Here is a 24,687-nt window from a genome sequence, read left to right as displayed (position 1 = left end):
GGGTCGATGACGCGATCGGCTTAGCCGCTGTGCGGTGGCTGCGTTCGTGGCAGCGGCGGTGGCGAGCCTTCGTCATCGGAGGACGACACGCGATGCGTCTTAGGCCGAGCGCCTTGTCGCAGCCACCGCTCCTCCGACGTTTGCGCCCGTGTGGCGTCCGACGCGTCGGCTGACACAGGCCCCCGTTGCGGCGCGGCGGCCTCATGCTGCCGCTCCACGAACGTCGGCCGCTCCAGAATGATGCTCAGACGGCCCGCGCGTCCCGAGTGCGCGGCGATGAATTCGTCGGCCAGACGATGTCGGCGCTGCGATGCCGCACGCTTGCGTGGGCGGGCTGCCGACACCCCGCCCGCTGCGTCGGCCCTCGAGGTTTTCGCGGGTGTCGAAGCGATGGACGAGCGCGTCTTGCGCTCGGGCACGAGCGTACCGTCCTCCTGCACATCGAACGTTCCCAGAATGACGGCAGGCGCGGCGGCCCCGACGTCCGGCGTCGGCATCGTCCCGGCGGCTACGTCGTCGCACGAGTCCGCCCCCGCGTCGACTTCGTCGAGCAGACTATCGTCATGCGTGTGCACCGGAAGTGCGCCGAGCAACTTGCCGCCATGCGTTTGTTCGAGATCGGATTGCAGGGCGCGCGAGGCGCGCTTGCACGTATCGATGTCGAGCGCCCGCGCCCCCAGCCACGACGTGTGTTGTCCCGACATCGCCGTGCGCGCACTGCTCAGTACCGTCGAATATTCGTACTGCCCCAATCCCTTGGCGTGAATGTCGGACAGTGTAATCGGCGTGCCGGCCGACTCACCCAGCAGCAGCGCCAGACGCGCCGCATCGTTGCGTGCCCGAATCTGGTTCTTTTGAAAGCGCGACTTCGACGTGGCGGGCTTGAGCACCAGCTTGCCGCCCCGAACCTTGAGGCGAAGCGGCGTGCCCGCCCCGCCGTTCGTCAGTTCCTGGCGCGCTTCGCGCGCCATGTCATTGAGCGCGATAAGCATGTTGAGTTCGACTCTGAGTTCCTGGAACTTGCGCGTGTGCAGGCCGGTCGTGAGCGACAGCATCGCGTCGCGCATCGACGTGAGATCGTCAAGATTGCGCTGCCCCATCGCCCTTGCGGGACCCTTCGCCAGTTTGCTCACAGCCGCCTGCACGCGTTCGATTTCGTCGTTGACATGCGCAATGGCCTCGAGCTGATCGAGCACCGCCTCGTTGCCGAACGTGCGCACATAGGGAGTTTCGGCCGGTGGCACTCCGTAACGCGCCTGCCGCATGGCTTCGGTGCGGCGGTCCTCGAACACCACATCATGCACGACGGCGTCCTGAAACGAGGCATGCCAGGCATCCACGCGCTGCGCGATCTGCCCCGGAATCAACGGCGTGTCCCTCAGGTCGTCGGCGGCGCACTGATCGCGTGCGCGCTGCGCCTGCCATTGGCCGAACGAAAGTCCTTTGGCGTCCTCAGCACTTTGCCGACGCGACGGATAAGTCTGCCAAGGCTTGCCGCACGCCCCCACGGACCCCGCCGGCAGCGCGCCGAGTCGCGCAAAATCAGAGCCGAAACTCTGTGCGCAATCGCACGGCGAGCGCGTACCGCGAATGAGCACAGGCGCCGACGACGCGCCCCCGATGCCCCCGAACAGTGTTCCCATCATTCATCTCCTGTTAGCAAGGCCGGACGGCCTTCGGGCACGGAGATTAGGCAGGATTGCCGCAAATGGATTTGGATTGTGGGGAATGGCTTCGCTTTGCGGCACCGGTTAAGGACATTCCAGTACGCGGATGATGCACGGCGGCTGAGATGCGCGGCGCGCGGCGCCTTGCCGCGAAGCGCCCGAATCGGCACATGCGCGGTTCATGTGCGGTTCATGTGCAGTGCATGCGCGGTTCATGTGCGGTGCGTGTGCGGTGCATGCGCCGAAGCGGCAAGCGCTCCGGCGACGTTCAGAAGCGCGCGAGCAACTGGCCGAGCAATGCCGCCCCTTCCTTGCCCTTCGCGGAGTCGGCCCACAGGCGGTCGATCATGGCGCGATACATGCCCACGCCGTCCGGCGACGTGGTGATGGTCGCGATGCCCGTGCGCAGATTCGGCAACTCGCCCAGACGGAACGGCGATACCGCGACGTAGGCCTCGCCCTGGGCTTCGAAAATCTGAAACGTCTCGTTGGGCATGTTGTCGCTGACGATGCCGATCTGCACCCCGGCGGTATCGGCTTCCAGAAATTCGACGATGCGCGCAACTTCGCGGCGCGCAGCCATCTTGCGCTCCAACTGCACGCCTGGGGGCAGCCCCAGCCGACCGACGAGCCCGTGATGCAGGAATTGCTCGATCTGACGCAGCCCGATCAGGCTCGTGACCGCGAGCCGCTGACGCGTGAAACTGGACTTGCGCTCCTGCAAGATCCCCAGCACGCGATTGATCGTGTTTTCCCAATGCCGGTCGGCCAGCGTCGGCGGAATGCTCTCGTCGAGCATATGACGCAACCAGATGTCGTAATCGTCGGAGGTCAACAGGAACGAGATGGGATCGAAATGCGCCACGATGCGCTCGGAACGACTTTCCAACTGGCGCATGCGCTCGAAGTAGCTCACTGCCGAGTCGTGGTACTCGACCTCCACGCCGAGCAGATTGGCCAGCGACACGCCCAACAGCGCTGCGAGCCGCTCCAGCGTATCGATCTTGACGATCTCGCCGCGCTCCAGCTTGTAGATAGCCGCGCGCGAGATATCGAGTTGCTCCGCGACATCCTCACTGCGTAACTCCGCCGCCAGTCGATAGGCGCGCAAGCGCTCGCCAATGGCTCGGAAATTGAAGCGCGCGCCACGCGGCGCCCGGGATGTCGTTGCAGCTCGATTCAAATCGCCCCCTGCCGAATACCTGTCGAATACTCGAATACGTGTCGGATACTGCGTCATGCGAGGGGCGGCCCGTGCCCGGACCCACGCACCCGCGCCCCCGCTGTGCCGATCCCTGCGGCCCCCGCTCAGGACCTGCCAGCGCATGCGGCGCCCGCATTGCAGTGCCGGGATTATACCGGTCGCCCACCGCGCCTGACGGACATCGGCTTGTCGCTCCCACGCCTGCGCCATTGCGCGCTCGCACCCCTTCCCGCGCTCCCGCCCACGACATCTCCCCGTGCGCCCCTGGCGCGCGTCGCCGCTCCCGCCAACTCGCACGGCCGGACACCCTCATTTCCGATCACCGAATATTTTTCCGGTTGTCTATTTTTTTAGATTTACGCACGATGCCGGACACGGTCACCCACCGCATGAGAATGCCGCGACTCGCAGGCGGCCTGACGGCTCACAGGGGGATGACCCGAGGCGCAGGGGGTGATAGCCTGCGCGCCGTCCAGAAATTTATACAAACAAAGAGGGAATGATGAAAACCTGGCACAAGGTGGCGAGCGCCGCCGCAGTGGGCGCTGTCGCACTTGCAAGCACCGCGCATGCGCAATCGAGCGTGAGCTTCTACGGTTTGGCAGACGCCTACGTGGGCTCGATGAAGAACCCCGGCGGCAACGCCGCGGTCGTGCAGCAAGGCGGTGGCATGACGACCTCGTACTGGGGCATGTCGGGCACGGAAGATCTGGGCGGCGGCAATAGTGCGCTGTTCGTACTGGAGAGCTACTTCTAGCCGAACAATGGGACGTACGGGCGGTTTGCGGGCGACAGCTTCTTCTCGCGCAACGCTTACGTGGGGCTGTCCAACACGCGTCTGGGCACGTTGCGCATCGGCCGGATCACCACGCCGATGTACCTCGCGACGATCCAGTTCAACCCGTTCAACAACTCGTACACCTTCTCGCCGATGATCTTCCACACCTACAAGGGTCTGGGAACGCAAGGCGTGGTGGGCGATTCGGCATGGAACAACGCCATCGCGTACACGACACCCACGTACGCCGGTCTTGCCGGCACGCTGCTGTACGCCACGGGCAATAGCGCGTCGGATCACAGCGCGAAGAAGTGGGCTGCCGCTCTCACGTACGCCAACGGTCCGTTCGCCGCCGCGGTGAACTATCAGTATGTGAACTTCAGCGCAACGCCGGGTGACTTCGGCTCGCAGTTGCCCGGCGTGACCGGCCTCACGAATCAGAACACCGTGCAGCTCGGCCTCTCGTACGACCTGAACGTGGTGAAGGTCTTCGCACAGTACATGCTGGTCGCCAGCCAGGCAACGAGCGGCAATTTCCACGCGAATACCGGGCAGCTCGGCGCGTCGGTGCCGGTCGGTCCGGGCAGTGTGCTGGCATCGGTGGCCTACACCGGTTCGAGCGGCTCCGGCGACAACCAGCGCCGCACGACGTGGGCGCTCGGCTACGACTACCCGCTCTCGAAGCGCACCGACGTCTACGTCGCTTACAAGTACGACCACATGAGCGATATGTCGACGGGACAGACGTACGGCGCAGGCATGCGCGTGCGCTTCTGACGCGGCGAATCGCCATGTTTCCCGGCGGGTGTCCCAACGCACTTTCGCCCGCCGGCGTCTCGCACAGCGCCCGCGCACGCCCCGCGCAGTCATGCGCGGTCATGCACGATGGCATGCGCAAATCCTGTGGCCGCGACCTCCCGGCATCAGGGTTAGCCCCGATGATTTTCGCCTTGCCTGCCCTGCCGGGTTCGTTTAGTCTAAATATTTAGACAGATGGAGTTCATGATGGATCTGCAACTCGCATGCGCCTGGTTACAGCGCGACACCGTCGGTCTGTCCGACATCGAGGATTTTGCCGCACGCTGCCTGAACGCCTCGGGCACCGCCACGCGCGAATCCGCCGCGCTGCTCCTGCTCGCACAGGCCGCGCAGACGTTCGCAGAGCGCCAAACGGGCGTGGCAACCAGCGGCGACACATTTCACGCCTTTCTCGCGCACATTCGAACGTACGCGACACGGCTGCGCGACGCCGCCGCCGAATCCGACACCCGTTTTCTCGCCGCACTCAATCATTTCGCCACACAGTCGACGACCGAGGTCTACGCGTGACGTCACGCGTTTTTTTCACCTGATCGTCTAAAAATATAGACAACTCTGGCAAATCCGCCTTCGTGAACATGACGAAGCCACTTGCCTCCCACGGGAATCGATCATGGAAGCCAACCTGAACACAACGCGTGCGCATCGCGCCGGCGGCTCGGCCAAGCCAGGCGACGACATCGTCACACCGTATGCATGGAAAGCGCTCGCGGGATCGGCCATCGGTTATGCGATGGACGGCTTCGATCTGCTGATTCTCGGTTTCATGCTGCCCGCGATCACGATCGGTCTGCATCTGAGCGCAGGACAAGCAGGGGCACTGGTGACGTGGACGCTGATCGGTGCGGTCGCCGGCGGCATCCTCTTCGGTGCGCTCTCGGATCGCTACGGTCGCGTGCGCATGCTGACGTGGACGATCCTGCTGTTCGCCGTTTTCACCGGCCTGTGCGCGCTGGCGCAAGGCTTCTGGGACCTGCTCGTCTACCGCACGATTGCGGGCATCGGCCTTGGCGGCGAGTTCGGCATCGGCATGGCGCTCGCCGCCGAAGCCTGGCCAGCCTCCAAACGGGCGCGCGTCTCGTCGTACGTGGCGCTCGGCTGGCAGACCGGCGTGCTCGCCGCCGCCCTGCTCACGCCGTTGCTGCTCTTGTACATCGGCTGGCGCGGCATGTTCGTCGTGGGCGTGTTGCCCGCGCTCGTCGCCTGGGTGCTGCGCAACAAGCTGCATGAGCCGGAAGTCTTCGTGCGCCGCACGGACAAGGCATCGCGCCACGGCAGCGCAAACGCGTTTCGTCTGCTCGTGAAAGACGTCCGCACCACGCGCGTGAGCCTGGGCATCGTAATCCTGTGCTCGGTGCAGAACTTCGGCTATTACGGGATCATGATCTGGCTGCCGACCTTTCTCTCGCAGAAGCTTGGCTTCTCGCTGACGAAATCGGGTCTTTGGACCGCCGCCACGGTGATCGGCATGATGTTCGGCGTCTGGGCCTTCGGCCAACTGGCGGACCGCATCGGCCGTCGTCCCACGTTTTTGTTGTATCAGGCGGGCGCCGTCGTCATGGTGATCGTCTACTCGCAATTGACCGATCCGACGGTGATGCTCTTCGCGGGCGCGTTCATGGGGATGTTTGTGAACGGCATGGTCGGCGGCTATGGCACGCTCATGTCCGAGGCTTATCCGACGGCCGCGCGAGCCACCGCGCAGAACGTGTTGTGGAACATCGGACGCGCCATCGGCGGTCTCGGCCCGCTCGTCGTCGGCGCGCTCGCCACACGCTACTCGTTCCAGATCGCCATCGCGCTGCTTGCCAGCCTGTATGTGCTCGACATGATCGCCACGCGCTTTCTTATCCCCGAACTCAAAGGCGCAGAACTCGAATGACGCGGCGCCGGTGCCGCGAGACGTCGTACGCGCCACCGGCACCGTCATTCCTTCGTCACTCCGTCACTCCGTCACTCCATCGCTTCGTCTGATCGTTTTCCCGCGCCCATCGTCCGCGCCCCACTATTCGGAGTCCCCATGTCAGTCGTCTCCCTGACCTCCGGCAACGCCCCCCATCCGGCGACGCCGGTACGCTCGCCGGCATGCCGCACGCCTGCATCGCGCGCTTGCGCCGAAGCCGTATGCGGTACGGCGGCAGGCCCGAGCGTCGCGACCCATCGCTGCCGGGTCCTGAGCCATTACGCGGTGAACGCACGGTATCGCTATCTGCGTTTGCAGGCCGACGCCCCCATCGCTCTGAGCACGCACCCCGGACAGTTCTATCAGTTGAAGTGTCCGGTCACTGCCAGCGATGCCCCGTTCCTGCTGCGCCCAATGAGCGTCTACGGCGCCGGCCCGGCGCCGGACACCATCGAGTTCCTTTACAACGTGACGGGCGTCGGCACCCGCGCGCTGGCCACGCTCGCCGAGGGCGCATCGCTCGATATCGTCGGCCCCCTTGGCAACACGTTCACGCTCGACACTGCCTGGAAACGCGTGATGTTCGTCGCGCGCGGCGTGGGGCTGGCGACGATGGCGCCGCTCGTGCAACGTGCGGCCGCCGCCGGTCTGCAACTGACGGTAGTGATGTCCGCACGCAGCGAAGCCGACCTGATGCACGACGAATTCCTGCGCTCGCCGCAAGCCCGCGCGCTGGCCGACGTGCATTGCGTGTTCGACAGCGATGGCTCGTCCGCCGTGGAAGTGTTGGCGCCGCGCGTGCAGGCCCTGCTCGCCGCCACGCCGCACGACGCCGTCTACACGTGCGGCTCGCATCGCCTGCTGATGCTGCTCCAGCGAGCGCTCGATGCGTATCCGGACATCGTCGGTGAAGTCGCCATGGAACAGCGCATGGCGTGCGGCATGGGCGTGTGCCTGTCGTGCGTTCGCCTGTTCGATAGCGACGGCGACAAGCAATTCCTTCGCGTGTGCCGCGAAGGCCCCGTGTTCCCGATTCGTAACGTTGTAGGCGAGGTGGACTTTGGCTGATCTTTCCGTTCGCATTGGCGCGCTGACGCTGCGCAATCCCGTGATGCCCGCGTCGGGTTGCTTCGCCGTCGAATACGCCGAAGCGCTCGACCTCAACCGGCTCGGGGCACTCGTCATCAAAAGCGTGTCGCCCAACGCGCGCGCGGGCAATCCGACGCCTCGCGTAGCCGAGACGGCCAGCGGCATGCTCAATTCCATCGGCATTCCCAGCAAGGGGCTCGACGCCTATCGCCGCGATGTGCTGCCCGCTTACACGCGCTTCGACACGCCTGTTGTGGTGTCCGTCTCGGCGGATACGGCCGAGTCGTTCGCTGAGGCCTGCGAGACACTCTCGCTGCCTGAGGTAGCGGCCATCGAAGCCAACATCTCATGCCCGAACCTCGAAGCTGACGGTATGGCCTTCGCCATGCGGCCCGAAAGCACGTACAAGGCCGTGAGCGCGATTCGCCGGCGAACATCGCACCCGTTGTGGGTCAAGCTCACGCCCAACGCCGGACAGATCGCGCTCATCGCCCGCGCGGCGGAAGACGCCGGTGCCGACGCCATTGTCATGGGCAACACCGTGCTTGGCATGGCCATCGACGTGCACACCCGCAAACCGAAGCTCGGCAATGTGATGGGCGGCCTCTCGGGCCCGGCGATCAAACCGCTGGCGTTGCGTCTCGTGCATCAATGCCACCGGGCAGTGCGCATTCCGATCGTCGGCTGCGGCGGCATCGAGACGGCGCATGACGCGGCCGAGTTCATGCTCGCGGGCGCGAGCGCCGTGCAGGTCGGCACCGCATCGTTTCGCGATCCCGCCGTGATGGGACACATCGTCGACGGGCTCACGGCGTACTGCGACACGCACGGTATCGACAAGATCTCGACGCTCACGGGCGCCGTCGCCATCGACGCGCAACTGACCGACCGCTGGCTGCGCTTCGCGCAACAGTCGGGCTGAGACGTTCGCTCAGACGTTCGGCCACACACGCAAAACGTCTGAAAACGTACCGCCGGCATCACCTGCATCACTTGTATCACCTGTACCACCCGATAACCCTCGCATCGTCTCACGCGAAAAGAAGCACACATGGAACCGAATGCGCTGGCCCCGCTGGCCGAGCAACTCTTTACCGACCTGCGCCGTCTGGGCAGCGACGGCGTCGGCATCACCCGCGACAGCTATGGCGACGGCGAGAACGCCGCAGCGGCCTATCTGACGGAATGGGCAGGTCACCAGGGACTGTCGGTCGCGCGCGACCGTGCGGCCAATCTCATCTTCACCCTGCCCGACGACGACGCCACCGCCCCCGCCACATGGATCGGCTCGCATCTCGACTCCGTGCCGCAGGGCGGCAACTACGATGGCCTCGCGGGCATCGTCGCCGGGCTGCTGTGCCTCGTCGAACAACGGCGCAGCGGGCGTCCGAGCGCCACGCCGGTTCGCGTGCTCGCCCTGCGCGGCGAAGAAAGCGCGTGGTTTGGCCGTGCGTACATGGGATCGAGTGCGCTATTCGGCAAACTGAGCGACGCCGATCTCGCCATGGCGCATCGCACGCACGCCCGACCGCTCGGCGAATGCATGGCGCGGGCCGGAGCCGATATCGAGGCGATTCGTGCCGGTGAGATCCTATTCGACGCCTCGCGGGCGAAGGCCTGGCTCGAACTGCATATCGAACAGGGACCGGTGATGATGGCGCGCGACATGCCTGTGGCCATCGTGCCGGGCATTCGCGGCAACGTGCGTCATAACCGCGTATCGTGCGTCGGGGAAGCCGGGCACTCGGGTGCCGTGCCGCGATGGTTGCGTCACGATGCGATGTTCGCCGTGGCCGATCTGATCACGCGGTTGGACGAACACTGGCGTGCGCTGCTCGAGCGCGGCATCGACATGGTCGTGACTACGGGTATCGTGGGCACCGATCCCGCAGAGCATGCAATCTCGCGCATTCCGGGCAAGGTCGATTTCAGTCTGGAGGTGCGTAGCCAGAGCGCCGACACGCTCGACGTCTTCTACGAACTGATGCGCACCGAGTGCCGCGCCATCGAGCGTGACCGTGGCGTGACGTTCGTCTTCGACCGTCGGCTGGCGTCGGCCCCCGCGGTCATGGACAAGCATGTCTCGTCGATCCTGGAGGACGTATGCCGCGCGCTGGACCTGCCGCAGGAGCGTGTGCCAAGCGGTGCGGGACACGACGCCGCGATCTTCGCCAACGCCGGCATTCCCAGCGGCATGGTGTTCGTCCGCAACGCCAACGGATCACACAACCCGGCCGAGCGCATGGACCTGAACGACTTCATGCTGGGCGTGCAAGTGATGGAGGCGGCGACGCATCGGTTGTGAGCGTCGGGACGGTCCAACCCGGCTTCATCCCGACACCAACGTAAAACGGACCGCACTGTGGCGGTCCGTTCCCCACGGTAATGCCTGAGAAGCTGACGTGGCGCAGGTGGGATGCTCTGCGTCTCAAGGGGCCAGCGAGATAACCTCCGCGACGGCCGCCGTCAGTTTTTTCGCGTAAGGCACATGCAGGAACTCGTTCGGTCCGTGTGCATTCGACTTCGGTCCGAGCACGCCGCACACCATGAACTGCGCCGTCGGGAAACCCGCTTGCAGCGTGTTCATCAACGGGATCGTGCCGCCCTGCCCGATGTAGGCCACATCGGCGCCGTAATGGCGTTGCGACGCCGTGTTCAGCGCCGACGTGAGCCACGGCGCGACATCCGGCGCATTCCAGCCCGATGCGGCACCGGCGTCGGACTTGAATGTCACCTTCGCGTTGTATGGCGGATCGACTTCGAGCAATGCCTTGAGCTCTTGCACGGCCTGCGCGGCGTCGATGAGCGGCGGCAGACGCAGCGAGAGCTTGAACGCGGTGCGCGGACGCAACACGTTGCCGGCATCGGCCAGCGCCGGAAGGCCCGCCGCTCCCGTCACCGACAGCGACGGACGCCACGTCGAGTTGAGCAGCGCTTCTTTCGGATCGGTCGTGGTCGGCAATACCGACAGGCCGTCCTGACCGCAGGCCCACGGCATTTTCTTCCACACATCGTCGCCGAGAATCTGCGCGGTCGCCTCGGCTTCCTTCAGTCGTTGCAGCGGGATCGGGCTGTGGAATCCCTTCGGCAGCACGGTGCCGCTACCGGCGTCTTCCAGACGCTCGAACAGTTGGCGCATGATGCGAAAGCTCGACGGCGCGATACCGCCATAGCCACCGGAGTGAATGCCCTCGTCGAGCACCTGGACTTCCAGACTGCCGGAGATCAGGCCCCGCAACGACGTCGTAAGCCAAAGCTGGTCGTAATTCCCTGCGCCCGAGTCCAGACAGACGACCAGGCCGACACGGCCAAGGCGCTCACGCAACGCATCGACATAGGGCAGCAGATCGTAGCTGCCCGACTCTTCGCAGGTCTCGATGAGGCCCACACAGCGCGGACGCTCCACGCCCTGCGCGTCGAGCGCGGCAAGCGCCGTCACGCTCGAATAGATGGCGTAACCGTCGTCGGCACCGCCGCGGCCGTAGAGCTTGCCGTCTTCGAACTTGGGCGTCCACGGGCCAAGATCCTTGCGCCAGCCGTCGAATTCAGGCTGCTTGTCTAGGTGCCCGTAGAGCACGATCGTGTCGGTACTGCCCGAGCGCGTGGCGGGCGCTTCGAAGAAAATCACCGGCGTGCGCCCTGCCAGTCGAATCACTTCCAGCTTCAGTCCCTTGACCGGCTGACGCTCCGCCCACTGCGCAGCGTCGCGCACCACGCGGTCGATGTAACCGTTGCGCGCCCAGTCGGCATCGAAGCCAGGGCTCTTGGCAGGCACGGCGATGTAGTCGGTCAACGCGTGCAGGATTTCGTCGTTCCACTTGCGCTCGACGAACTCACGCAATGCCGCAGTGTCGAGCGTCGGCTGAGTCGGGGTGACGGTGTCGTTCATGGGGAAGACCTCGGCAAATGTTCTGGGGGCGGATTCGGATAGTTTCCGATGGTGTCGGATGGCTGCGACAGGATGCGCGCCGGTATGGCGATATGGCGTCATGATAGCCATTTCCGTCAGGCCGTGGCGACCGGTCGGCCCTACGGCACGTGGAAGTGCAAGCGCAAAACGTCGACACCGCTGTGCGTCGGCACAGCGCATCGCCAACATCGATCGGGGAGAGAATGGCTCAGCTACCGGCGCCCGGCGGCCCGAAGCGGAACACGATTTCACCGGCCGCGCCGCTTGCCTTCGTGCACGTCGCCGATTGCTGGCCCTTGGCGGGCACATCGACCGAATGCTCTGTGTCGGCGGCGTTACAGCGCCAGTAGAAGGTCACGGGGCGCTCACACCGGTTCGTCACTTCATACCGGTAGTCGGTGACGTTGGCCGGCAGAGCGCGAATCGCTCCGCACGGTTGCCCGCCGGTGTCGACCGGCTCCGTGGGCATCGCCGATGTCTGCGCATGCGCTGGCCCGCTCACCGCGAAGGCGAGAAGCACCAGCAAGCCTGAAATCCCCGAACGACGCGTGGTGGACGCAGCCATCAGATCCAGCGCCATGCAATGGCAATGGCGCCAATGACGACGCCAATGGAAATGACCACGCCGAACCACGCCAACTGCGCACGCCGCGCCCGGCGGCGGCTGGATTCCGAAGTGTCGTAAAAACGACCCAATCCGCCCGAGTAAAGCTTTTCCCAGCGAATTTCCATGGCGCACCTCATCAATCAATCAAACCGGCCCGCACAACTTGTTCTTTTCTTCTTTATCGAAAGTTTTGAGGCGCAAGACAATTCGGATAAATCCGGGCACCGTCCGTCGTGTGATACACCCGAAAACTTCCCGAAATTCCGACATCGCACCGTCGCTTCAAGATCGCACTATTCTTCCGGAATTGCAATAGCGTGAACTCGTAGAATGCGACGCCAAAACCACGGACGACCATCGTCATCCACGAAGGTTATCTCCGCGCAAAGCGTGCGTTAGCGCAAATCGCGAAGCCCCTTTAAACGGGAATAGTGCCGCGTCGCTGAAATTGTGCCGTAACACTTTTACGGCGGGGCGCCCGCATCTGTAACAAAACGTTTCAAATGGGAGATGTACAAGCGATTGAATCGAGCGATTGAAAGCGGACGGCAAGTCGCTCGGAGTGGCGTGGCGTCAGTCGTTGCAAGGGGCGTAACGGCGCACACGATCGTTCGGTGCACGCAATGATCGGCGGCAAAAGATGAAAGGCCGGTGCAAGGCAACGTAGCGCGGCATTCCGCCGGAGGCGGCGCCGCGCACGAAAAGGAAGGAGGACGGAGGAAAGACTTGAGGCTTTAGCGTCCCAGGAAGGCCGCACCTACTGACAGCAGGACGAAACCGCCGACGCTACAGGCGATCGCTATTGCCAACAGGCGTTGAAAAAGCTGCTCGCGCTCAGTTGCGCTGCGCTGGGAACGGGGTGCATCGTGATGAATCGTTCCCCAACCACTCGAATACACTTTTTTCCAACGGATGTGCATAAGTTACCTCGCGTTGTTTAGTGTTCGTAGCCTTGCCGGTCATCGATTCTCGCTATCGGAATCAACGAGACGCAGGGCTAGTATGCGCTTTGTCCGGCAACGGTAAACCCCTTATCCGTGCTGCGTCGCCACAAGGAAAACGCCTGATCCGTGTGGTTTTCGGGACCGGGAAATGTATCTCCCAATACCGTCACCGTGACGCGATTCGAGTTTTTTGGCGGAGCATGTCAATGCGACAGAATGTCGCAGGTGCGACAAGTTGTCGCGCAACCCGCATGAACCGTAGAACCGCCGGTTTTTGGCACCGGCGACAGGCAGGCGCATGTCGCAGGCAATGGCGTGACCCGCGATGGGGTGCTCAAGCAATCCTCGGGGCTGCGACGCCGCCCCGAAGGCGTTTCGTGCAATGCAACATCGATTTTTCAAATAAGCGACAAATCTGGGGTAATTCCGGGGGTGCGGCACGGCATGCGCCGCCCCTACGCCCGCCCATACCCCCGCCCCTTTGCTCTGCCGGACGCTCAGGATTCGAAGGGGTTCTTGACTTGTTTTACCGTCGTGCCCGTCGGCGTTTCGGCATGCGCGGGCAAATCGCCCCCCGAGAGCGCCGCCACAACCGCATCGAGGACTTCCTTGAGCGCCTGCGCCTGACGCAGCCCTTCGGCGTCGCGCCGGAACGCCACATTGCCGAAGATCGCCACGTGGTCGGTGTGGTTTTCGACGTTCAACTCACCGAGGGTCAGCGCTTCGGTATCGTTGGCGAACGGCGTGAATTTGACGTCGGCGGAAGACAAGTTCGACATTCGGGACTCCTGAATCGGGGGAAAGCAGTCGTTTGGGGTTGAATCGGGTAGTGACCGGATACGCTTAGCGAATGATCGTACGCAAGAAGTCGAGCACCGTCTGCACTTCGCGATACGTCGGCACGTCCTGATCGCGCTTGCGTTTGCCGCCCGCCGCCTTCGGCTTGGGCAGCGACATTGCCGTTTGCTTCACGCTCGCGGGCATGCCCGGAAAGAAATCGATGCCAGCGAGTTTTTCAAGCTCGGCCACGCTCACCACGGCATAGTCGCCTGTCGCCTCGTTCGCGACAAGATAGGCGCCCGCCTGCTTGCGCTTCGGATCGTAGACGACCTTGAAAAGCTGTGTCGGCACCATCACCCGGTCGCCAACCTGCGTGATCGTCTTGCCCTTGAAGAGCGGCCCGGTGATGACGAAGAGTTCGCCGCGGTCCTGCGCCAGCTTGCGCACGCTCGACTCGATGCCTGCCCACAAAAATCGGTTGTTCTCGCTGTTCTGCGGGACCATGTTCGAGAGCGAAAAACTCTCCGACTGCGCCTGCGGGTCCGGCATGTCGGCCGATGGCGCCATGTGGCCGCGGTCGTAGCCCGAACGTACGTAGTCACGCAATTCGGCGCGCTCGCTCGCGGGAAGCCGCGATTCGGCGTGGAAGTTGTTGACCCGTGAGATCTGGCGTGCATCGCTCAGGCCGGATCGCGTGAGGTGCTCGGCGGACCACAGCGGTGTGCGTGTCACCCCCGAGTGCATGACGCCGAATGCACTGAAGCACACCTCGCGCGCGGTGCGGGTCATGGCGCCGTTGGCGATGTCGGGTGCCGTGCCGGACCAATAGTGCTCGCCACACGCGGTGGTCGCCGCAGACGTGTCCTGCGAAAACGCCACGGCCGAGACGGCGGACAGGCAAAGAGAAATGAGAGAAAGGGAAAGAGGAAGGGGGATCGCCAACTGCCCGGCCATCGCGCGCAAACGGCTTGCGCGCACTGCGGTGACCGTCCATCGAGACTGCTTCATCGCACTGCTTTGGGTAAGACCTAAGGGGGTGCGATTGTAGCGGATGAACGGCTATTCGGGGACGACGTTCCCGGCGCCGTACGCGGCGCATTGCAATGTCTGGGCCGGACCGAGGTTGTCGCATTCGTCCGCCTGCACGCTCGGCATCCACGCCTGCCCGAGAAAGAGCAGGCACAGCATCAGGGCGAGCATGAGGAGCAGCGTTTTCATTGCGGCATCCGAGTTGGGTTGCCGCATTGTATGCGGGGACAATGGCGTGCGAGCGCCTCGCGCCCCGCAAAAGTGTTTCGTTTCGTTACCGGCCAAGCGTGAGGCGCGATCGCCGTGATCGAGATGATCGGGGCGCTCAGGCTGTCGGCACGTCTCCCCGACTGGCAACGAGCGCCGCCAGCGCGTCGCTGTGCGGCCCTTCGGCATGCAGACCGTTCACGACGCCAACGCGATCGGGCATCGGCCGGTTCTGTGACATCTTGAACTTGCCTTCGATGCGGCGAATCGGAATCTCCACACCGACAATGGCGCGCAGCATGCTGTCCACGTAGTCCGCCGGGGCGTCCTCGACGGCCCACGGCGCGGCGCGCCCGTGCTCCTGCGATTGCGTAAGCTCACCGACGAGGCGGCGCAACCACGCCGCGTCGTCGATCACGCGCGGCTTGCCCCACACATGCACGGCGGCGTAGTTCCAGGTGGGCACGACCTTGCCGTGCTCGGCCTTTGCGGCGTACCACGACGGCGTGATGTACCCCTGCGGTCCGGTAAAGGCGATCAGGCAATCGTCGACGTCGCGCAGCGCAGCGCCATGCGGATTGGCGCGCGCCAGATGTCCGCGAAGCGTACCGAACTCTCCCTCGTCGGCGTACATCAGAAACGGAATGGCGTCGGCCACCAGCCCCGCCGGGCCAGCGCTCACGAGCAGGCCGAGCGGGTGGGAACGAATCAGATCGTGCAGCACTTCGGGACGATCTTCGGTAAAGGCGGCGGGCTGATACATCGATGACTCCGGACGAAAGCGGCGAGGAAGGAACGACGCACAGCGTACGTCCGCGCGTGGCTCCCGGCAAAGACCCAATATCGATGATTTTCTTGATGCCACGACATTGGGAAAGCGGTGCCCCGCCTCCCGCTCATCTGTGACTGTCGGATCTGTGACTGTCGGCTCAGAGAAACGACTTGGCCTGATCTAGCACCTTGTCGCAGACCTTGCGCGTGAGCTGTTCCTTGAAGCCGCCGCCGTTCAGATCCACGGTCTTGCCGTCGGGCGACGACAGCATGCCTTTCACGCCGTCAAGATAGCCGGGGCTGGCAGCGGCCGAACCGGACTGTGTCCCGATCTTGCCAAGGAGCTTGTCCTTGACGTCGGTCGCCGAACTCAGATTGGCGCCACTCAGATAGTTGTTCTTGATGCAGAACTGAAGCACCCCGGTCGCGTTGCCGATACTGCTCGACGCGAGCGAGCCGGACGAGGCAAGACCACCGAGGCTTCCCGCCAAACCGCCCGAATCGCCACCGCCGACGCTGCCGCTACCACTACCCACGGCATTTTTCAGCAGATCCAGTTGGGCGTGTGCCTGCATCGGGGCGACGACGGCCAGCAGCAACGCGACGCTCGCCGCACCTCGGCTCGCCCATCCCCTGAAACCTGCTCGCGCCCGCTTCGCTGCGTCAGCCGCCGTGGCCTTGTGTGCCTGGTGTGCCTGGTGTGCGTTGTGTGCCTTGCATTCCATGCGTCGGGACATACGTTCCTCCGTGATGTGAATGACGTGGGGTCAGGTCGGAGCACTATAGCAGGCCCCACATGACGTATCACTCACCGCCTTGCCCCGGCACAGCCTTCACGACATGACAGCCACGGTATCGGCGGTGCCCGTCGTGTCCGGCACGACGACACTGGCATCGACGCCGGCGTTCTCCTTGAGCAGGAAGACCAGATGATGCCCGGCGAGCAATTCGATCCGGCGATCGCGCGCAAACTCCTCCACGCCCTCGCCGAACTCACCGGTCGTAATCAGCATGCCGCGCGCCGCACCGATCTGCTGCATCTCGGAGAGCACCGCACGCACCGCGGCCATGTCCAGTCTTGCGGCGCGGTCCATGACACGGAAGATGTGGACAACGACGTCGCCGCCGAAAATCGGATGCGGATCCCACGCCCGACAGGTAAGCATGCCTTCCTGATCGCCCGGCAGCAGCGGGGGCCCTTCGAAGCCATGCGAGCGCAGCAGGTGGAACATCACCTGCGTGAAATCCTTGTCGCTGAGCGTCATCAGGTTGAAACGCCGATCCACGGCGACATCGGCGTCCGTGACGACTTGCGTCATGTCCACACCGGCGACCGGCGCGACGGGCTCCAGGGCTTCGGGACGCGCCGACACGCGTGCGCCGAGCGCGGCAAGATGCGTCGCGGCATCGCCCTCGGTCAGCACGAGCGCGGCGAAGTCGGCACGCGCCACATGCACGCTTGCGAGACACACGCGCTCGTCGCCCGCCCGAGCGTAGACGTTGAACACGATGGCGCTCACATGACGCAACGGATCGGCCGCGAACAGCTCATGAAGCGAGCGCAGCACGATCTGGCGAAGCGCGTCGGCGTAGACTCGGGCACGCGTGGCGTCATCGGCGGGCACGCCCTGCATGGCGGCTTGCGCGGCGTTGTAGCGATATTCGAAGGCGACGGGAACTGCCGCGTCGAGCGTTGGCACGTCGTAGCCGATTGCGAGCAGCTTGTGGTTTTCGACGTAGTGCGCCGCCAGCGTTTGCTCGAAGGCCGTCGGATATGGACTGCGGCTGAGCACGATGCGGGCATAGCGCGTGATGGCGGCCGCTTCGCCGCGCAGCAGCGCGCCCTCGAAGTCCGCCACTGCCGCATTGTGTTGCGCGCTCTCGATACGCGCGGCTTCCGTGGCCTTTTGCTGTGCGATCTGCAGAATCATCGACCCTTGCGTTCGCCGGATCTTCGACGCTTCGTACTCACGCTCGGCATGCACGAATTCGCTGCGCGCCTTGGCGACGGCCTGCTCATAGCGTCCGGACGCGCCCGGCATCGCCAGCGCCAGACGTCCCGGTTTCTCGGGGGCAAAAGTCTCCCACTCGGGCTTGGGCAGAATCTTCGGAAGATGCCGGGTGTCGAGCACGGGCGGCGTGCTGCGAGCGCGCAGGTCCGCCGGCGGGATGCGCAGGTCGCGGGTCAGACCGTCGGCAAGCAAGCGGGACAATCGCGCCACCTCGAATCGGGCCCGCGCCCCTTCGGCGGCGGCTTCTGCCTGACGCCACGCCAGATGCAAGCGCTCGCTCGCGGCGGCGTCGCCTGCAGGGGCGCCTTCCCACGCGCGGTGCGCCTGATCCAGCGCCCGGACTTCCGCCAGCGAGCGTACCTGCGATTGGGCGTGTTGCTGTTCACGCGTGTGCGCGGCGCGCCAGAACTCACGCGCCAGTCGATCGATGATGCTCTCGAATCCCCGGATCACTCCTGCCCCCGCATGCAAATTTTGATTTTGTTTTGTCGACCGACGTTTGTGACGCTTACCACCCTTACGGCCAATCTACGGCAATTACGTAGGGGACGATTGTAGGACGTTGCGCCGCTTTGCCGCAAAAAATCTTTGCGTCTCAAGACGTCGTCGAGACTTCGGAGCATGGCACATCGACAACGTGGCGGCCATGACCGTCATCAAATCGCCATCGCGCCGAAGCACGCTTGCCTGTGGCGGAGGCACGCGCGGCGCGGTACGGGCGACGGCGTGACAGGCGACGTAAGGCCGGGCAAGCACCCATGCGCACGTGGAGGGCGTGCGCGTCGCTACTGACGCATAAGCCACTCAACCACGCTCAACGCTGCGTGAATGCCCCGAAGATTGTGCGCGGCCGTCCGATTGTCGCCAATGGCGACTACCATGACATCGTCTCACCGAATGTCCCCCGGTCCGTCATTGCGTTATTCCACTATTCCGGTACCCTCGTTATCCCGTTATCCCGTTATCCCGCCCCCCCGACATCGATTCATGACCCCACTTGCCCCCAGCACCGGACCGGCAACGCCGCCCGACACGCCAACCGCCGTCCCCTGCCTGCGCACCGCGCTTTGGAGCGCACTGGGCTGCCTGCTGATCGCCGTCGCATGCATTGCGTGGGTCGACCGCCCGGTCGCGGACTTCGCACATGCGCACACGCAAGGCACGCCATGGATCCAGCACGTCGCCGAACTGCCCGCGCCGCTGTTCGTTCTGGCATGGCCAGCGTTTGTCCTCCTTGGCGTCGCGCTGCTTTGGCGTCGCAAGCTGCCGGCGTGGGCAATCACACTGTGGCTGGCTGCCGGGGCGGTCGGCGTCGGCAGTCTGGCCAAACAGGCGCTGAAGTTCGTATTCGGCCGAACGTGGCCTGCCACGTGGATCCGTGACAATCCGTCGTATCTGCGCGACGGCGTATTCGAGTTCCGGCTCTTTGGCGGCGGCGACCAGGCGTTCGCGTCGTTCCCGTCCGGACACCTCACCGTGATGCTTGCCTTCACGACCGTGCTAGCGCTACGTCACCGCGCACTTCGTCTGCCGTGCGCAATCGCCATTGCCCTGACCGCCTTCGGGCAGCTCGCGTCCGCGTATCACTGGACCAGCGATGCGCTGGCGGGCGCGGCGCTCGGCATCGTCGCGGGCACGATGGTCGTTGCGGCATGGCAGCGGTGGCAGCCAGGGACACAGACGCTCGGGGCATAGTTCGCCGCACCAGGCACGCCATCGGGAACGCGGCCCGATTCATCTCGATGCGGGATCACAGCATAATGTCGGCGGAAAACAATAAACCATGACCGTCGATCCTTCGCTTCATCTCGTCCCCCTCATTGTCGGCGCCTGCGTTGCCGGCTTCGTACAAGGCCTGTCCGGCTTCGCCTTCAGCCTGGTGGCCCTCTCCTTCTGGGCCTGGTCGCTGCCGCCAACGCTCGCCGGCCCGCTGGCCGCCTTCTGCTCGCTCGTCGGCCAGTTGCTGGCGCTGCGCGCGGCGCGTCGCGCGGCGCCGCTCGATCGTCTGGCGCCGTTCGTGCTCTGCGGACTGGTCGGCGTGCCCGTAGGCGTGTGGATCCTGCGCTACCTGGACCCTGTGTGGTTTCGCGCGGGCATCGGGGCGATCCTCGTCATCTACTGCACGGTCCTCCTGCTCGCGGCACGCCTGCCGCGGATTCAACACGGTGGACGTACGGCCGACGGCATCGTGGGCTTCGTCGGCGGGGTCATGGGCGGCATCGGCGGGCTCGTCGGCGTAGCCCCGACGCTGTGGTGCACGCTACGCGGCTGGGACAAGGACACGCAGCGCGCCGTCATGCAGATCTTCTTCATCGTCATGCACACCCTTACCGTTACGCTTTATGCCGTGCATGGCGTGATCACCGTGCAAACGCTGCACGTGTTTGCGATCGCCGTGCCGTCGATGATCGTGCCGACGCTGATCGGCGCATGGGCGTACAGATTTCTCTCGGATCACGCGTTTCGCCGCATGGTGCTTGCGCTGCTGGCCTGCTCCGGCGTCACGCTGCTGGTCGGAACGGTGCCGGAGTTGCTTGTCCGATGAGATCGGTGGCGAGACATCCGGGGCAAAGCAGGCGAGGAGGGGCCGCCGGGCCTGACGGCATCGCGCAGCGCCGCAAACGCGCGTGAGGCTGCGGCGTTACGATAGCGGAACCGGATGGATTCCCCTAACTGACTCGTCGGACTTGCCACCGCACGCTCACCATGCCTGACATGCCTGCCGCTGCGTCTTTTCTCGATCGTGCCGCCGCAGGCCACGCACTGGCCGAAGCGCTTGCCGCACACGAGGCGCTCTCTCGTTGCGCACCGCCGCTGGTGCTCGCCATCCCGCGCGGTGGCGTGCCCGTCGCCATGCCCATCGCCCGTCAGTTGAACGGCACGCTCGACGTCCTGCTCGCGCACAAGCTGCGCGCGCCTCATCACGCCGAGCTCGCCGTGGGCGCGGTCGACGAGTTCGGCGGCATCTTCCTCGCCGATCACGCGCTGTCGCTAGGCGCGACCGGCACTTACCTCTCGCACGAAACCGCGCGGCAGCGCGCGCTGATCCAGCAACGGCGTCAGGCCTATACGCCGGGGCGCGGCGCGCCGCATGTCGCGGGACGACCGGTCGTCGTGGTCGATGACGGCATTGCGACCGGAGCGACCATGACGGCGGCATTGCGGGCGATGCGGCGCCTGGGCGCAACGCCGCTGGTGGCTTGCGCGCCGGTCGGCGCACGGGACGCCATCCAACGGCTGAACGCGCTGGCCGACGCCGTCGTCTGCCTGCAGACCCCGCAACCTTTCTACGCCGTTAGCGTGGCCTACAACGATTTCGCACAGACGGACGACGCTACGGTCATCGCGCTGCTCGCGATGGCGGCGGATCCCGGGTAAGTCACTGGTCGCACGGAACGAGGACCGCAGAACGAGAACGACAGAACGAGAGCGACGGTCGTCACATCCGGCGTTACCCGCCGTAGCGGCGCACCCCGCGATTGCACTACACTTGAGCCTGCTGCGCACGTCGGACCACGCCGGGGGACGAGCGCGCCGCCTGCGCCGCCTCTTGCCCCCTCAGTTTCGACGGAGCCTGTGATGACGACGTCCCTGATTCTCAACGTGATCGGTCCGGATCGCCCGGGTCTGGTCAACGCGATCGCCGATCGCGCCACCGCCGCCGGCGCCAACTGGCTGGAAAGCCGTCTCGCCAATCTCGCCGGCCAGTTCGCCGGCATCATCCATCTGCAAGTTCCCGACGATCGGGCCGATGCCCTCACCCAGGCCATGCACGGGCTGGAAACGCAGGGTCTGCAAATCTCGGTCACCCGGGCGCAAAGCGCTGCCGCCGATCCGGCAGCCCGCACGCTGCAGCTCGATCTCGTCGGACAGGATCATCCGGGCATCGTCAAGGAAATCTCGCACATGCTGTTCACGCGGGGCATCTCGATTGACGAACTGGCGACCGAATGTGTCGAAGGCTCGATGTCGGGCGGCACGCTCTTTCGAGCCACCGCGCGACTGCACGTGCCGGCCAGCGTGAGCACCGAGTCGCTGCGGGAGGTTCTGGAAAGTCTTGCCGACGACCTGATGGTCGATGTCGAACTCGATTCGCCTGCCGGTGCGTGAGCGCGCACCGATGAAGCGAGCCTTCCTGTTCCTGCTCGGGGCGGTGGCCATCGTCGCCCTGCTCTCGCTGCTTCCCCTGCCGTTCGAGCGCACGACGCATGTGGTGAGCGTAGTCACGTTACGTGCGCCGCCGCAAGTCGTGTACGACTATGCGACCACGCCGGCGAACTGGCCGAAGTGGCATCCGGCGTCGCTCACCGTCCAGGGGGCGACCGATCATCCGCTCGAGGTCGGCGAGGAAGTCGCCGAGGAATTCCGGCTCGCAGGCCGACACGGCATTCTTCACTGGAAAGTGATCGAGGCGAACCCGCCATTCGAATGGCGTATCGAGGGAGAAGTGAACCGGCGTCCGTCGGGCGAAGTCCGCTACAAGCTCACCCCGGACGGCACGGGTACCCGCTTCGAGCGAGACTTCATGTACCGCACGCCCAACTTGCTGTTCCTGATTCTCGATCCGGTCTTCATCGGACCGCGCGTGCGCGCCGAAGCCAGGCAAGGCGCGACACAACTCGAGCAGGTGTTCGAAGCGCTGGCGCCGGGCATCCCGTCGGCATCGTCGGCATCATCGACGTCCGCGACGCCCGCGATGCCCGAGACGGCCAGCGCCTCGGGGAGCCGCGTCGACGGTAAAGGACAATAAGGATCGATAAGCCCGGCCGAGCGTCGGTCAGCGCCAAAAAGACGACAGAGGGCATTTATCCCCCTGCCTCCTCGGCGCTTACTCGTTGAAGGTCGCCGCCATGGCTTCGGCGGCGTTCCGAAGCGCCGGCAGGAAGGTCATCAGCGTTTCCAGCGTGCAATGCTGGGCACTGGCCTGCACCGCGATCGCGGCACAGGCGCGATTGCGGTCGAGCATCACCGGCACGGCCACGGCGATCATGCCCGGTACGTGCTCCTCGTTATTCGTCCCGACCCGACGCTTGCGTGTCTCGACCAACTCGGCGCGCAGATCTTCCAGATCGGTAATGGTGTTCTCGGCACGCGGGCGCAACGGCAGGTGCGCGATCAGCTTCTCGCGTCGGGCCCTCGGCAGGAAGGCGAGCAGTAACTTGCCGCTTGCCGTGCAGTGCAGCGGCACGCGCGAGCCGGGGGAAAGCTTGAGCTGGCGCGACCAGTCGGTCTCCACACGGTCGAGGTAGACGAGGTCGTCCCCCGAGAGCATCGACAGGTTGCAAGTCTCGCCGAGCTTTTCGACCAGTTGCTGAAGAATGGCGTGACGCGCCGCCGCCGGCCCCACGTGCATCAGCGCATTGACGGCCATGGCGCGCACGCGCGACGACGGCTCATAGTGCCGGCTGCCCGCCTCGCGGGAAACGAGCCAGGCTGCTTCCAGTTGCTTGAGGATGCGATGCACCGTCTGCTTCGGCAGGCCGATCGCGCCCACGATTTCCGCGAGGGTCATCGGCGCGCCGGAGGCGCTGAGAATTTCGAGGATACGAAATGCGCGGACGGCCGCGGCGTTCGACTGATTGCTCATGTCGGTTGGATCTCGGGGTCGAGTTGTGTTCTGGATCGTTATCGCTCGCGGCGGTCTCCCTGCTCTGTCACGCCGACACGCCACCGCCCCAGCCCACTCCCAAGCTGCCACGTCGAAGTGCCGTCGCGCCGCGACGTCCCGTTTTCCGCATTCTAGTGCCAATCGTCTATTCCGACGATTGCAGACAAACCCGGAGATATTTCGAATATTTGATACCCGGCCAACAAAAAGCGGACGGAAGAGGTCAGGCAGGCGCCGAACCCGGTCCGTCCGCTATCGGACGCCGCGCAAGGGTTTGCCGCGCTTACGCTTTGCCCGACAACACGCGCAGTCGGTGGATCAGGCTGGACGTATCCCAGCGCGAACCGCCCAGTGCCTGAACGTCGCCATAGAACTGATCGACGAGCGCGGTCACCGGCAACGACACGCCATTTCGCTGCGCTTCTGCCAGACACAGTCCCAGATCCTTGCGCATCCAGTCCACGGCGAAGCCGAAGTCGAACTTCCCGTCGATCATCGTCTGGCCGCGGTTGTCCATCTGCCAGCTGGCGGCGGCCCCCTTGTTGATGACGTCGAGCACGAGCGGCATATCCAGTCCCGCGCGCTGGCCGAAGTTGATGGCCTCCGAGAGTCCCTGTACGAGACCGGCAATGCAGATCTGATTGACCATCTTGGCCAACTGACCGGCCCCGGCTTCGCCAATACGGGTCACCGCGCGGCCATAGGCGCCCAGCGTTGCGCGCACGCGCTCGAATGCCGGGGCGTCGCCACCGCACATGATCGTGAGCACGCCGTTCTTGGCGCCGGCTTCGCCGCCGGAGACCGGCGCGTCGACGAAATGCAAGCCCTTTTCGCGCGCCGCGGCGTAAAGCTCGCGCGCCACGTCGGCCGAGGCCGTGGTGTGGTCGACGAAAACGGCGTCGGCTTTCATGCCCGCGAACGCCCCATGCTCGCCGAGCACGATGCTGCGAAGGTCGTCGTCGTTGCCCACGCAGGCGGCCACGATGTCCGCGTCGCGCACCGCCTGCGCAGGCGTTGCGGCAGCCGAACCGCCGTACTCGCTGGCCCATTGCTGTGCCTTGGCGGCCGTACGGTTATAGACCGTCACCGTATGACCGGCGCGTTGGAGGTGACCCGCCATCGGATAACCCATCACGCCGAGCCCGAGGAAGGCGACGCGAAGGGTGGAAGATTGCGTTGTGGGGGAAGTCAATTCAAAGGCCTCGCAGGTTGAGCACTATGAGAGACCGGAGGGCGCGCGACGCAGGCGTGCGCACGCGGCGGTCTTGTCTGAAATACAGGGGGCTTGCGAGCCATCATTATAGAGACGGCCCGGGCTCACACGCTAGCGCAATCCCCCGTCACACGGGGCGTTAGCGC

Annotated in this window: 23 protein-coding genes and 1 pseudogene; 11 read left to right on the top strand and 13 right to left on the bottom strand. The window is 64.8% G+C overall.

Going from position 1 to position 24,687, the window contains the following annotated elements; genetic code table 11:
* Window positions 1-20 precede the first annotated feature (20 nt).
* Window positions 21-1,646, bottom strand: a complete 1,626-nt coding sequence (locus UC34_RS08345; protein WP_157123088.1) for a hypothetical protein — start codon at window positions 1,644-1,646, stop codon at window positions 21-23.
* A gap of 289 nt (window positions 1,647-1,935) precedes the next feature.
* Entirely contained in the window at window positions 1,936-2,850 is a 915-nt protein-coding gene (locus UC34_RS08340; protein ID WP_044455173.1) for a helix-turn-helix domain-containing protein, read from the bottom strand.
* A gap of 520 nt (window positions 2,851-3,370) precedes the next feature.
* Here UC34_RS08340 and UC34_RS08335 point away from each other — a divergent pair.
* The 6 genes and pseudogenes from UC34_RS08335 to UC34_RS08310 all read left to right on the top strand — a co-directional run bounded on the left by UC34_RS08335 (window position 3,371) and on the right by UC34_RS08310 (window position 9,765).
* A pseudogene (locus UC34_RS08335) lies at window positions 3,371-4,426 on the top strand (porin).
* A 225-nt stretch (window positions 4,427-4,651) separates the two neighbouring features.
* Window positions 4,652-4,978: a hypothetical protein gene (locus UC34_RS08330; protein WP_237165278.1), complete on the top strand. Its 327-nt coding sequence runs from the start codon at window positions 4,652-4,654 to the stop codon at window positions 4,976-4,978.
* A gap of 223 nt (window positions 4,979-5,201) precedes the next feature.
* The gene (locus UC34_RS08325) at window positions 5,202-6,350 is read left to right on the top strand and encodes an MFS transporter (RefSeq protein ID WP_418303936.1); all 1,149 of its coding nucleotides are present in this window, start codon (window positions 5,202-5,204) and stop codon (window positions 6,348-6,350) included.
* A gap of 138 nt (window positions 6,351-6,488) precedes the next feature.
* A complete protein-coding gene (locus UC34_RS08320) occupies window positions 6,489-7,439 on the top strand; it encodes a dihydroorotate dehydrogenase electron transfer subunit (RefSeq protein WP_084070449.1) in 951 nt (316 codons plus the stop codon).
* Window positions 7,432-8,382, top strand: coding sequence for a dihydroorotate dehydrogenase (locus tag UC34_RS08315; RefSeq protein WP_044455170.1), 951 nt, complete (start codon window positions 7,432-7,434; stop codon window positions 8,380-8,382). Before UC34_RS08320 ends, UC34_RS08315 begins: the two co-directional genes overlap by 8 nt.
* Before the next feature lie 129 nt (window positions 8,383-8,511).
* A complete protein-coding gene (locus UC34_RS08310) occupies window positions 8,512-9,765 on the top strand; it encodes a hydantoinase/carbamoylase family amidase (protein ID WP_044455169.1) in 1,254 nt (417 codons plus the stop codon).
* 123 nt (window positions 9,766-9,888) lie between these two features.
* Here UC34_RS08310 and UC34_RS08305 read toward each other — a convergent pair whose 3' ends face one another.
* The 9 genes from UC34_RS08305 to UC34_RS08275 form a co-directional block, all read right to left on the bottom strand.
* Complete coding sequence (locus tag UC34_RS08305) at window positions 9,889-11,349, bottom strand: M20 family metallopeptidase (protein ID WP_044455168.1); 1,461 nt, start codon at window positions 11,347-11,349, stop codon at window positions 9,889-9,891.
* A 229-nt stretch (window positions 11,350-11,578) separates the two neighbouring features.
* Entirely contained in the window at window positions 11,579-11,950 is a 372-nt protein-coding gene (locus UC34_RS08300; RefSeq protein WP_044455167.1) for a hypothetical protein, read from the bottom strand.
* Window positions 11,935-12,102, bottom strand: a complete 168-nt coding sequence (locus tag UC34_RS25350) for a hypothetical protein (protein ID WP_157123084.1) — start codon at window positions 12,100-12,102, stop codon at window positions 11,935-11,937. The genes UC34_RS08300 and UC34_RS25350 overlap by 16 nt, the downstream gene beginning before the upstream one ends.
* A gap of 1,316 nt (window positions 12,103-13,418) precedes the next feature.
* Entirely contained in the window at window positions 13,419-13,700 is a 282-nt protein-coding gene (locus tag UC34_RS08295) for a hypothetical protein (protein WP_044455166.1), read from the bottom strand.
* Window positions 13,701-13,764: 64 nt separating this feature from the next.
* On the bottom strand, window positions 13,765-14,709 hold the full coding sequence (locus UC34_RS08290; RefSeq protein WP_237165277.1) for a DNA/RNA non-specific endonuclease: 945 nt from the start codon (window positions 14,707-14,709) through the stop codon (window positions 13,765-13,767).
* 51 nt (window positions 14,710-14,760) lie between these two features.
* Window positions 14,761-14,919, bottom strand: coding sequence for a hypothetical protein (locus tag UC34_RS25345; protein ID WP_157123082.1), 159 nt, complete (start codon window positions 14,917-14,919; stop codon window positions 14,761-14,763).
* A 136-nt stretch (window positions 14,920-15,055) separates the two neighbouring features.
* The gene (locus UC34_RS08285; RefSeq protein ID WP_044455165.1) at window positions 15,056-15,700 is read right to left on the bottom strand and encodes an FMN-binding negative transcriptional regulator; all 645 of its coding nucleotides are present in this window, start codon (window positions 15,698-15,700) and stop codon (window positions 15,056-15,058) included.
* A gap of 166 nt (window positions 15,701-15,866) precedes the next feature.
* Window positions 15,867-16,283, bottom strand: coding sequence for a DUF2501 domain-containing protein (locus UC34_RS08280; protein WP_237165322.1), 417 nt, complete (start codon window positions 16,281-16,283; stop codon window positions 15,867-15,869).
* A gap of 258 nt (window positions 16,284-16,541) precedes the next feature.
* Entirely contained in the window at window positions 16,542-18,173 is a 1,632-nt protein-coding gene (locus UC34_RS08275) for a restriction endonuclease (protein ID WP_044455164.1), read from the bottom strand.
* Window positions 18,174-18,707: 534 nt separating this feature from the next.
* On the opposite strand from UC34_RS08275, the gene UC34_RS08270 reads away from it, so the two are divergent.
* From UC34_RS08270 to UC34_RS08250, 5 genes are all read left to right on the top strand, one after another.
* A complete protein-coding gene (locus UC34_RS08270) occupies window positions 18,708-19,415 on the top strand; it encodes a phosphatase PAP2 family protein (RefSeq protein WP_044455163.1) in 708 nt (235 codons plus the stop codon).
* An 88-nt stretch (window positions 19,416-19,503) separates the two neighbouring features.
* Window positions 19,504-20,265, top strand: a complete 762-nt coding sequence (locus UC34_RS08265; protein WP_044455162.1) for a sulfite exporter TauE/SafE family protein — start codon at window positions 19,504-19,506, stop codon at window positions 20,263-20,265.
* Between the two features lie 161 nt (window positions 20,266-20,426).
* Window positions 20,427-21,098: a phosphoribosyltransferase gene (locus UC34_RS08260; RefSeq protein ID WP_237165276.1), complete on the top strand. Its 672-nt coding sequence runs from the start codon at window positions 20,427-20,429 to the stop codon at window positions 21,096-21,098.
* A 201-nt stretch (window positions 21,099-21,299) separates the two neighbouring features.
* Window positions 21,300-21,830: a glycine cleavage system transcriptional repressor gene (locus tag UC34_RS08255; RefSeq protein ID WP_044455161.1), complete on the top strand. Its 531-nt coding sequence runs from the start codon at window positions 21,300-21,302 to the stop codon at window positions 21,828-21,830.
* The gene (locus UC34_RS08250) at window positions 21,799-22,470 is read left to right on the top strand and encodes an SRPBCC family protein (RefSeq protein ID WP_052810947.1); all 672 of its coding nucleotides are present in this window, start codon (window positions 21,799-21,801) and stop codon (window positions 22,468-22,470) included. The genes UC34_RS08255 and UC34_RS08250 overlap by 32 nt, the downstream gene beginning before the upstream one ends.
* 78 nt (window positions 22,471-22,548) lie before the next feature.
* Here the strand turns inward: UC34_RS08250 and UC34_RS08245 are convergent, their stop codons facing one another.
* Entirely contained in the window at window positions 22,549-23,307 is a 759-nt protein-coding gene (locus UC34_RS08245; RefSeq protein WP_044455160.1) for an IclR family transcriptional regulator, read from the bottom strand.
* A 304-nt stretch (window positions 23,308-23,611) separates the two neighbouring features.
* Window positions 23,612-24,460 carry an NAD(P)-dependent oxidoreductase gene (locus tag UC34_RS08240; protein WP_044455159.1) on the bottom strand — a complete coding sequence of 283 codons (849 nt, stop codon included), beginning with the start codon at window positions 24,458-24,460 and terminating at the stop codon, window positions 23,612-23,614.
* Window positions 24,461-24,687: the final 227 nt, after the last annotated feature.

It is taken from the genome of Pandoraea vervacti (assembly GCF_000934605.2).
GTDB classification, from domain to species: Bacteria; Pseudomonadota; Gammaproteobacteria; order Burkholderiales; family Burkholderiaceae; genus Pandoraea; species Pandoraea vervacti.
This window is presented reverse-complemented; position numbering and strand designations above follow the sequence as displayed.

Coding starts and splice junctions, on each gene's coding strand:
- UC34_RS08280 (WP_237165322.1), bottom strand. CDS start 16,283: ATGCAGGCACACGCCCAACTGGATCTGCTGAAAAATGCCGTGGGTAGT.
- UC34_RS08325 (WP_418303936.1), top strand. CDS start 5,202: ATGGACGGCTTCGATCTGCTGATTCTCGGTTTCATGCTGCCCGCGATC.
- UC34_RS08290 (WP_237165277.1), bottom strand. CDS start 14,709: ATGAAGCAGTCTCGATGGACGGTCACCGCAGTGCGCGCAAGCCGTTTG.
- UC34_RS25345 (WP_157123082.1), bottom strand. CDS start 14,919: ATGAAAACGCTGCTCCTCATGCTCGCCCTGATGCTGTGCCTGCTCTTT.
- UC34_RS08270 (WP_044455163.1), top strand. CDS start 18,708: ATGACCCCACTTGCCCCCAGCACCGGACCGGCAACGCCGCCCGACACG.
- UC34_RS08300 (WP_044455167.1), bottom strand. CDS start 11,950: ATGGCGCTGGATCTGATGGCTGCGTCCACCACGCGTCGTTCGGGGATT.
- UC34_RS08250 (WP_052810947.1), top strand. CDS start 21,799: ATGTCGAACTCGATTCGCCTGCCGGTGCGTGAGCGCGCACCGATGAAG.
- UC34_RS25350 (WP_157123084.1), bottom strand. CDS start 12,102: ATGGAAATTCGCTGGGAAAAGCTTTACTCGGGCGGATTGGGTCGTTTT.
- UC34_RS08260 (WP_237165276.1), top strand. CDS start 20,427: ATGCCTGACATGCCTGCCGCTGCGTCTTTTCTCGATCGTGCCGCCGCA.
- UC34_RS08265 (WP_044455162.1), top strand. CDS start 19,504: ATGACCGTCGATCCTTCGCTTCATCTCGTCCCCCTCATTGTCGGCGCC.
- UC34_RS08295 (WP_044455166.1), bottom strand. CDS start 13,700: ATGTCGAACTTGTCTTCCGCCGACGTCAAATTCACGCCGTTCGCCAAC.
- UC34_RS08285 (WP_044455165.1), bottom strand. CDS start 15,700: ATGTATCAGCCCGCCGCCTTTACCGAAGATCGTCCCGAAGTGCTGCAC.
- UC34_RS08310 (WP_044455169.1), top strand. CDS start 8,512: ATGGAACCGAATGCGCTGGCCCCGCTGGCCGAGCAACTCTTTACCGAC.
- UC34_RS08330 (WP_237165278.1), top strand. CDS start 4,652: ATGATGGATCTGCAACTCGCATGCGCCTGGTTACAGCGCGACACCGTC.
- UC34_RS08255 (WP_044455161.1), top strand. CDS start 21,300: ATGACGACGTCCCTGATTCTCAACGTGATCGGTCCGGATCGCCCGGGT.
- UC34_RS08305 (WP_044455168.1), bottom strand. CDS start 11,349: ATGAACGACACCGTCACCCCGACTCAGCCGACGCTCGACACTGCGGCA.
- UC34_RS08240 (WP_044455159.1), bottom strand. CDS start 24,460: ATGGGTTATCCGATGGCGGGTCACCTCCAACGCGCCGGTCATACGGTG.
- UC34_RS08245 (WP_044455160.1), bottom strand. CDS start 23,307: ATGAGCAATCAGTCGAACGCCGCGGCCGTCCGCGCATTTCGTATCCTC.
- UC34_RS08320 (WP_084070449.1), top strand. CDS start 6,489: ATGTCAGTCGTCTCCCTGACCTCCGGCAACGCCCCCCATCCGGCGACG.
- UC34_RS08345 (WP_157123088.1), bottom strand. CDS start 1,646: ATGATGGGAACACTGTTCGGGGGCATCGGGGGCGCGTCGTCGGCGCCT.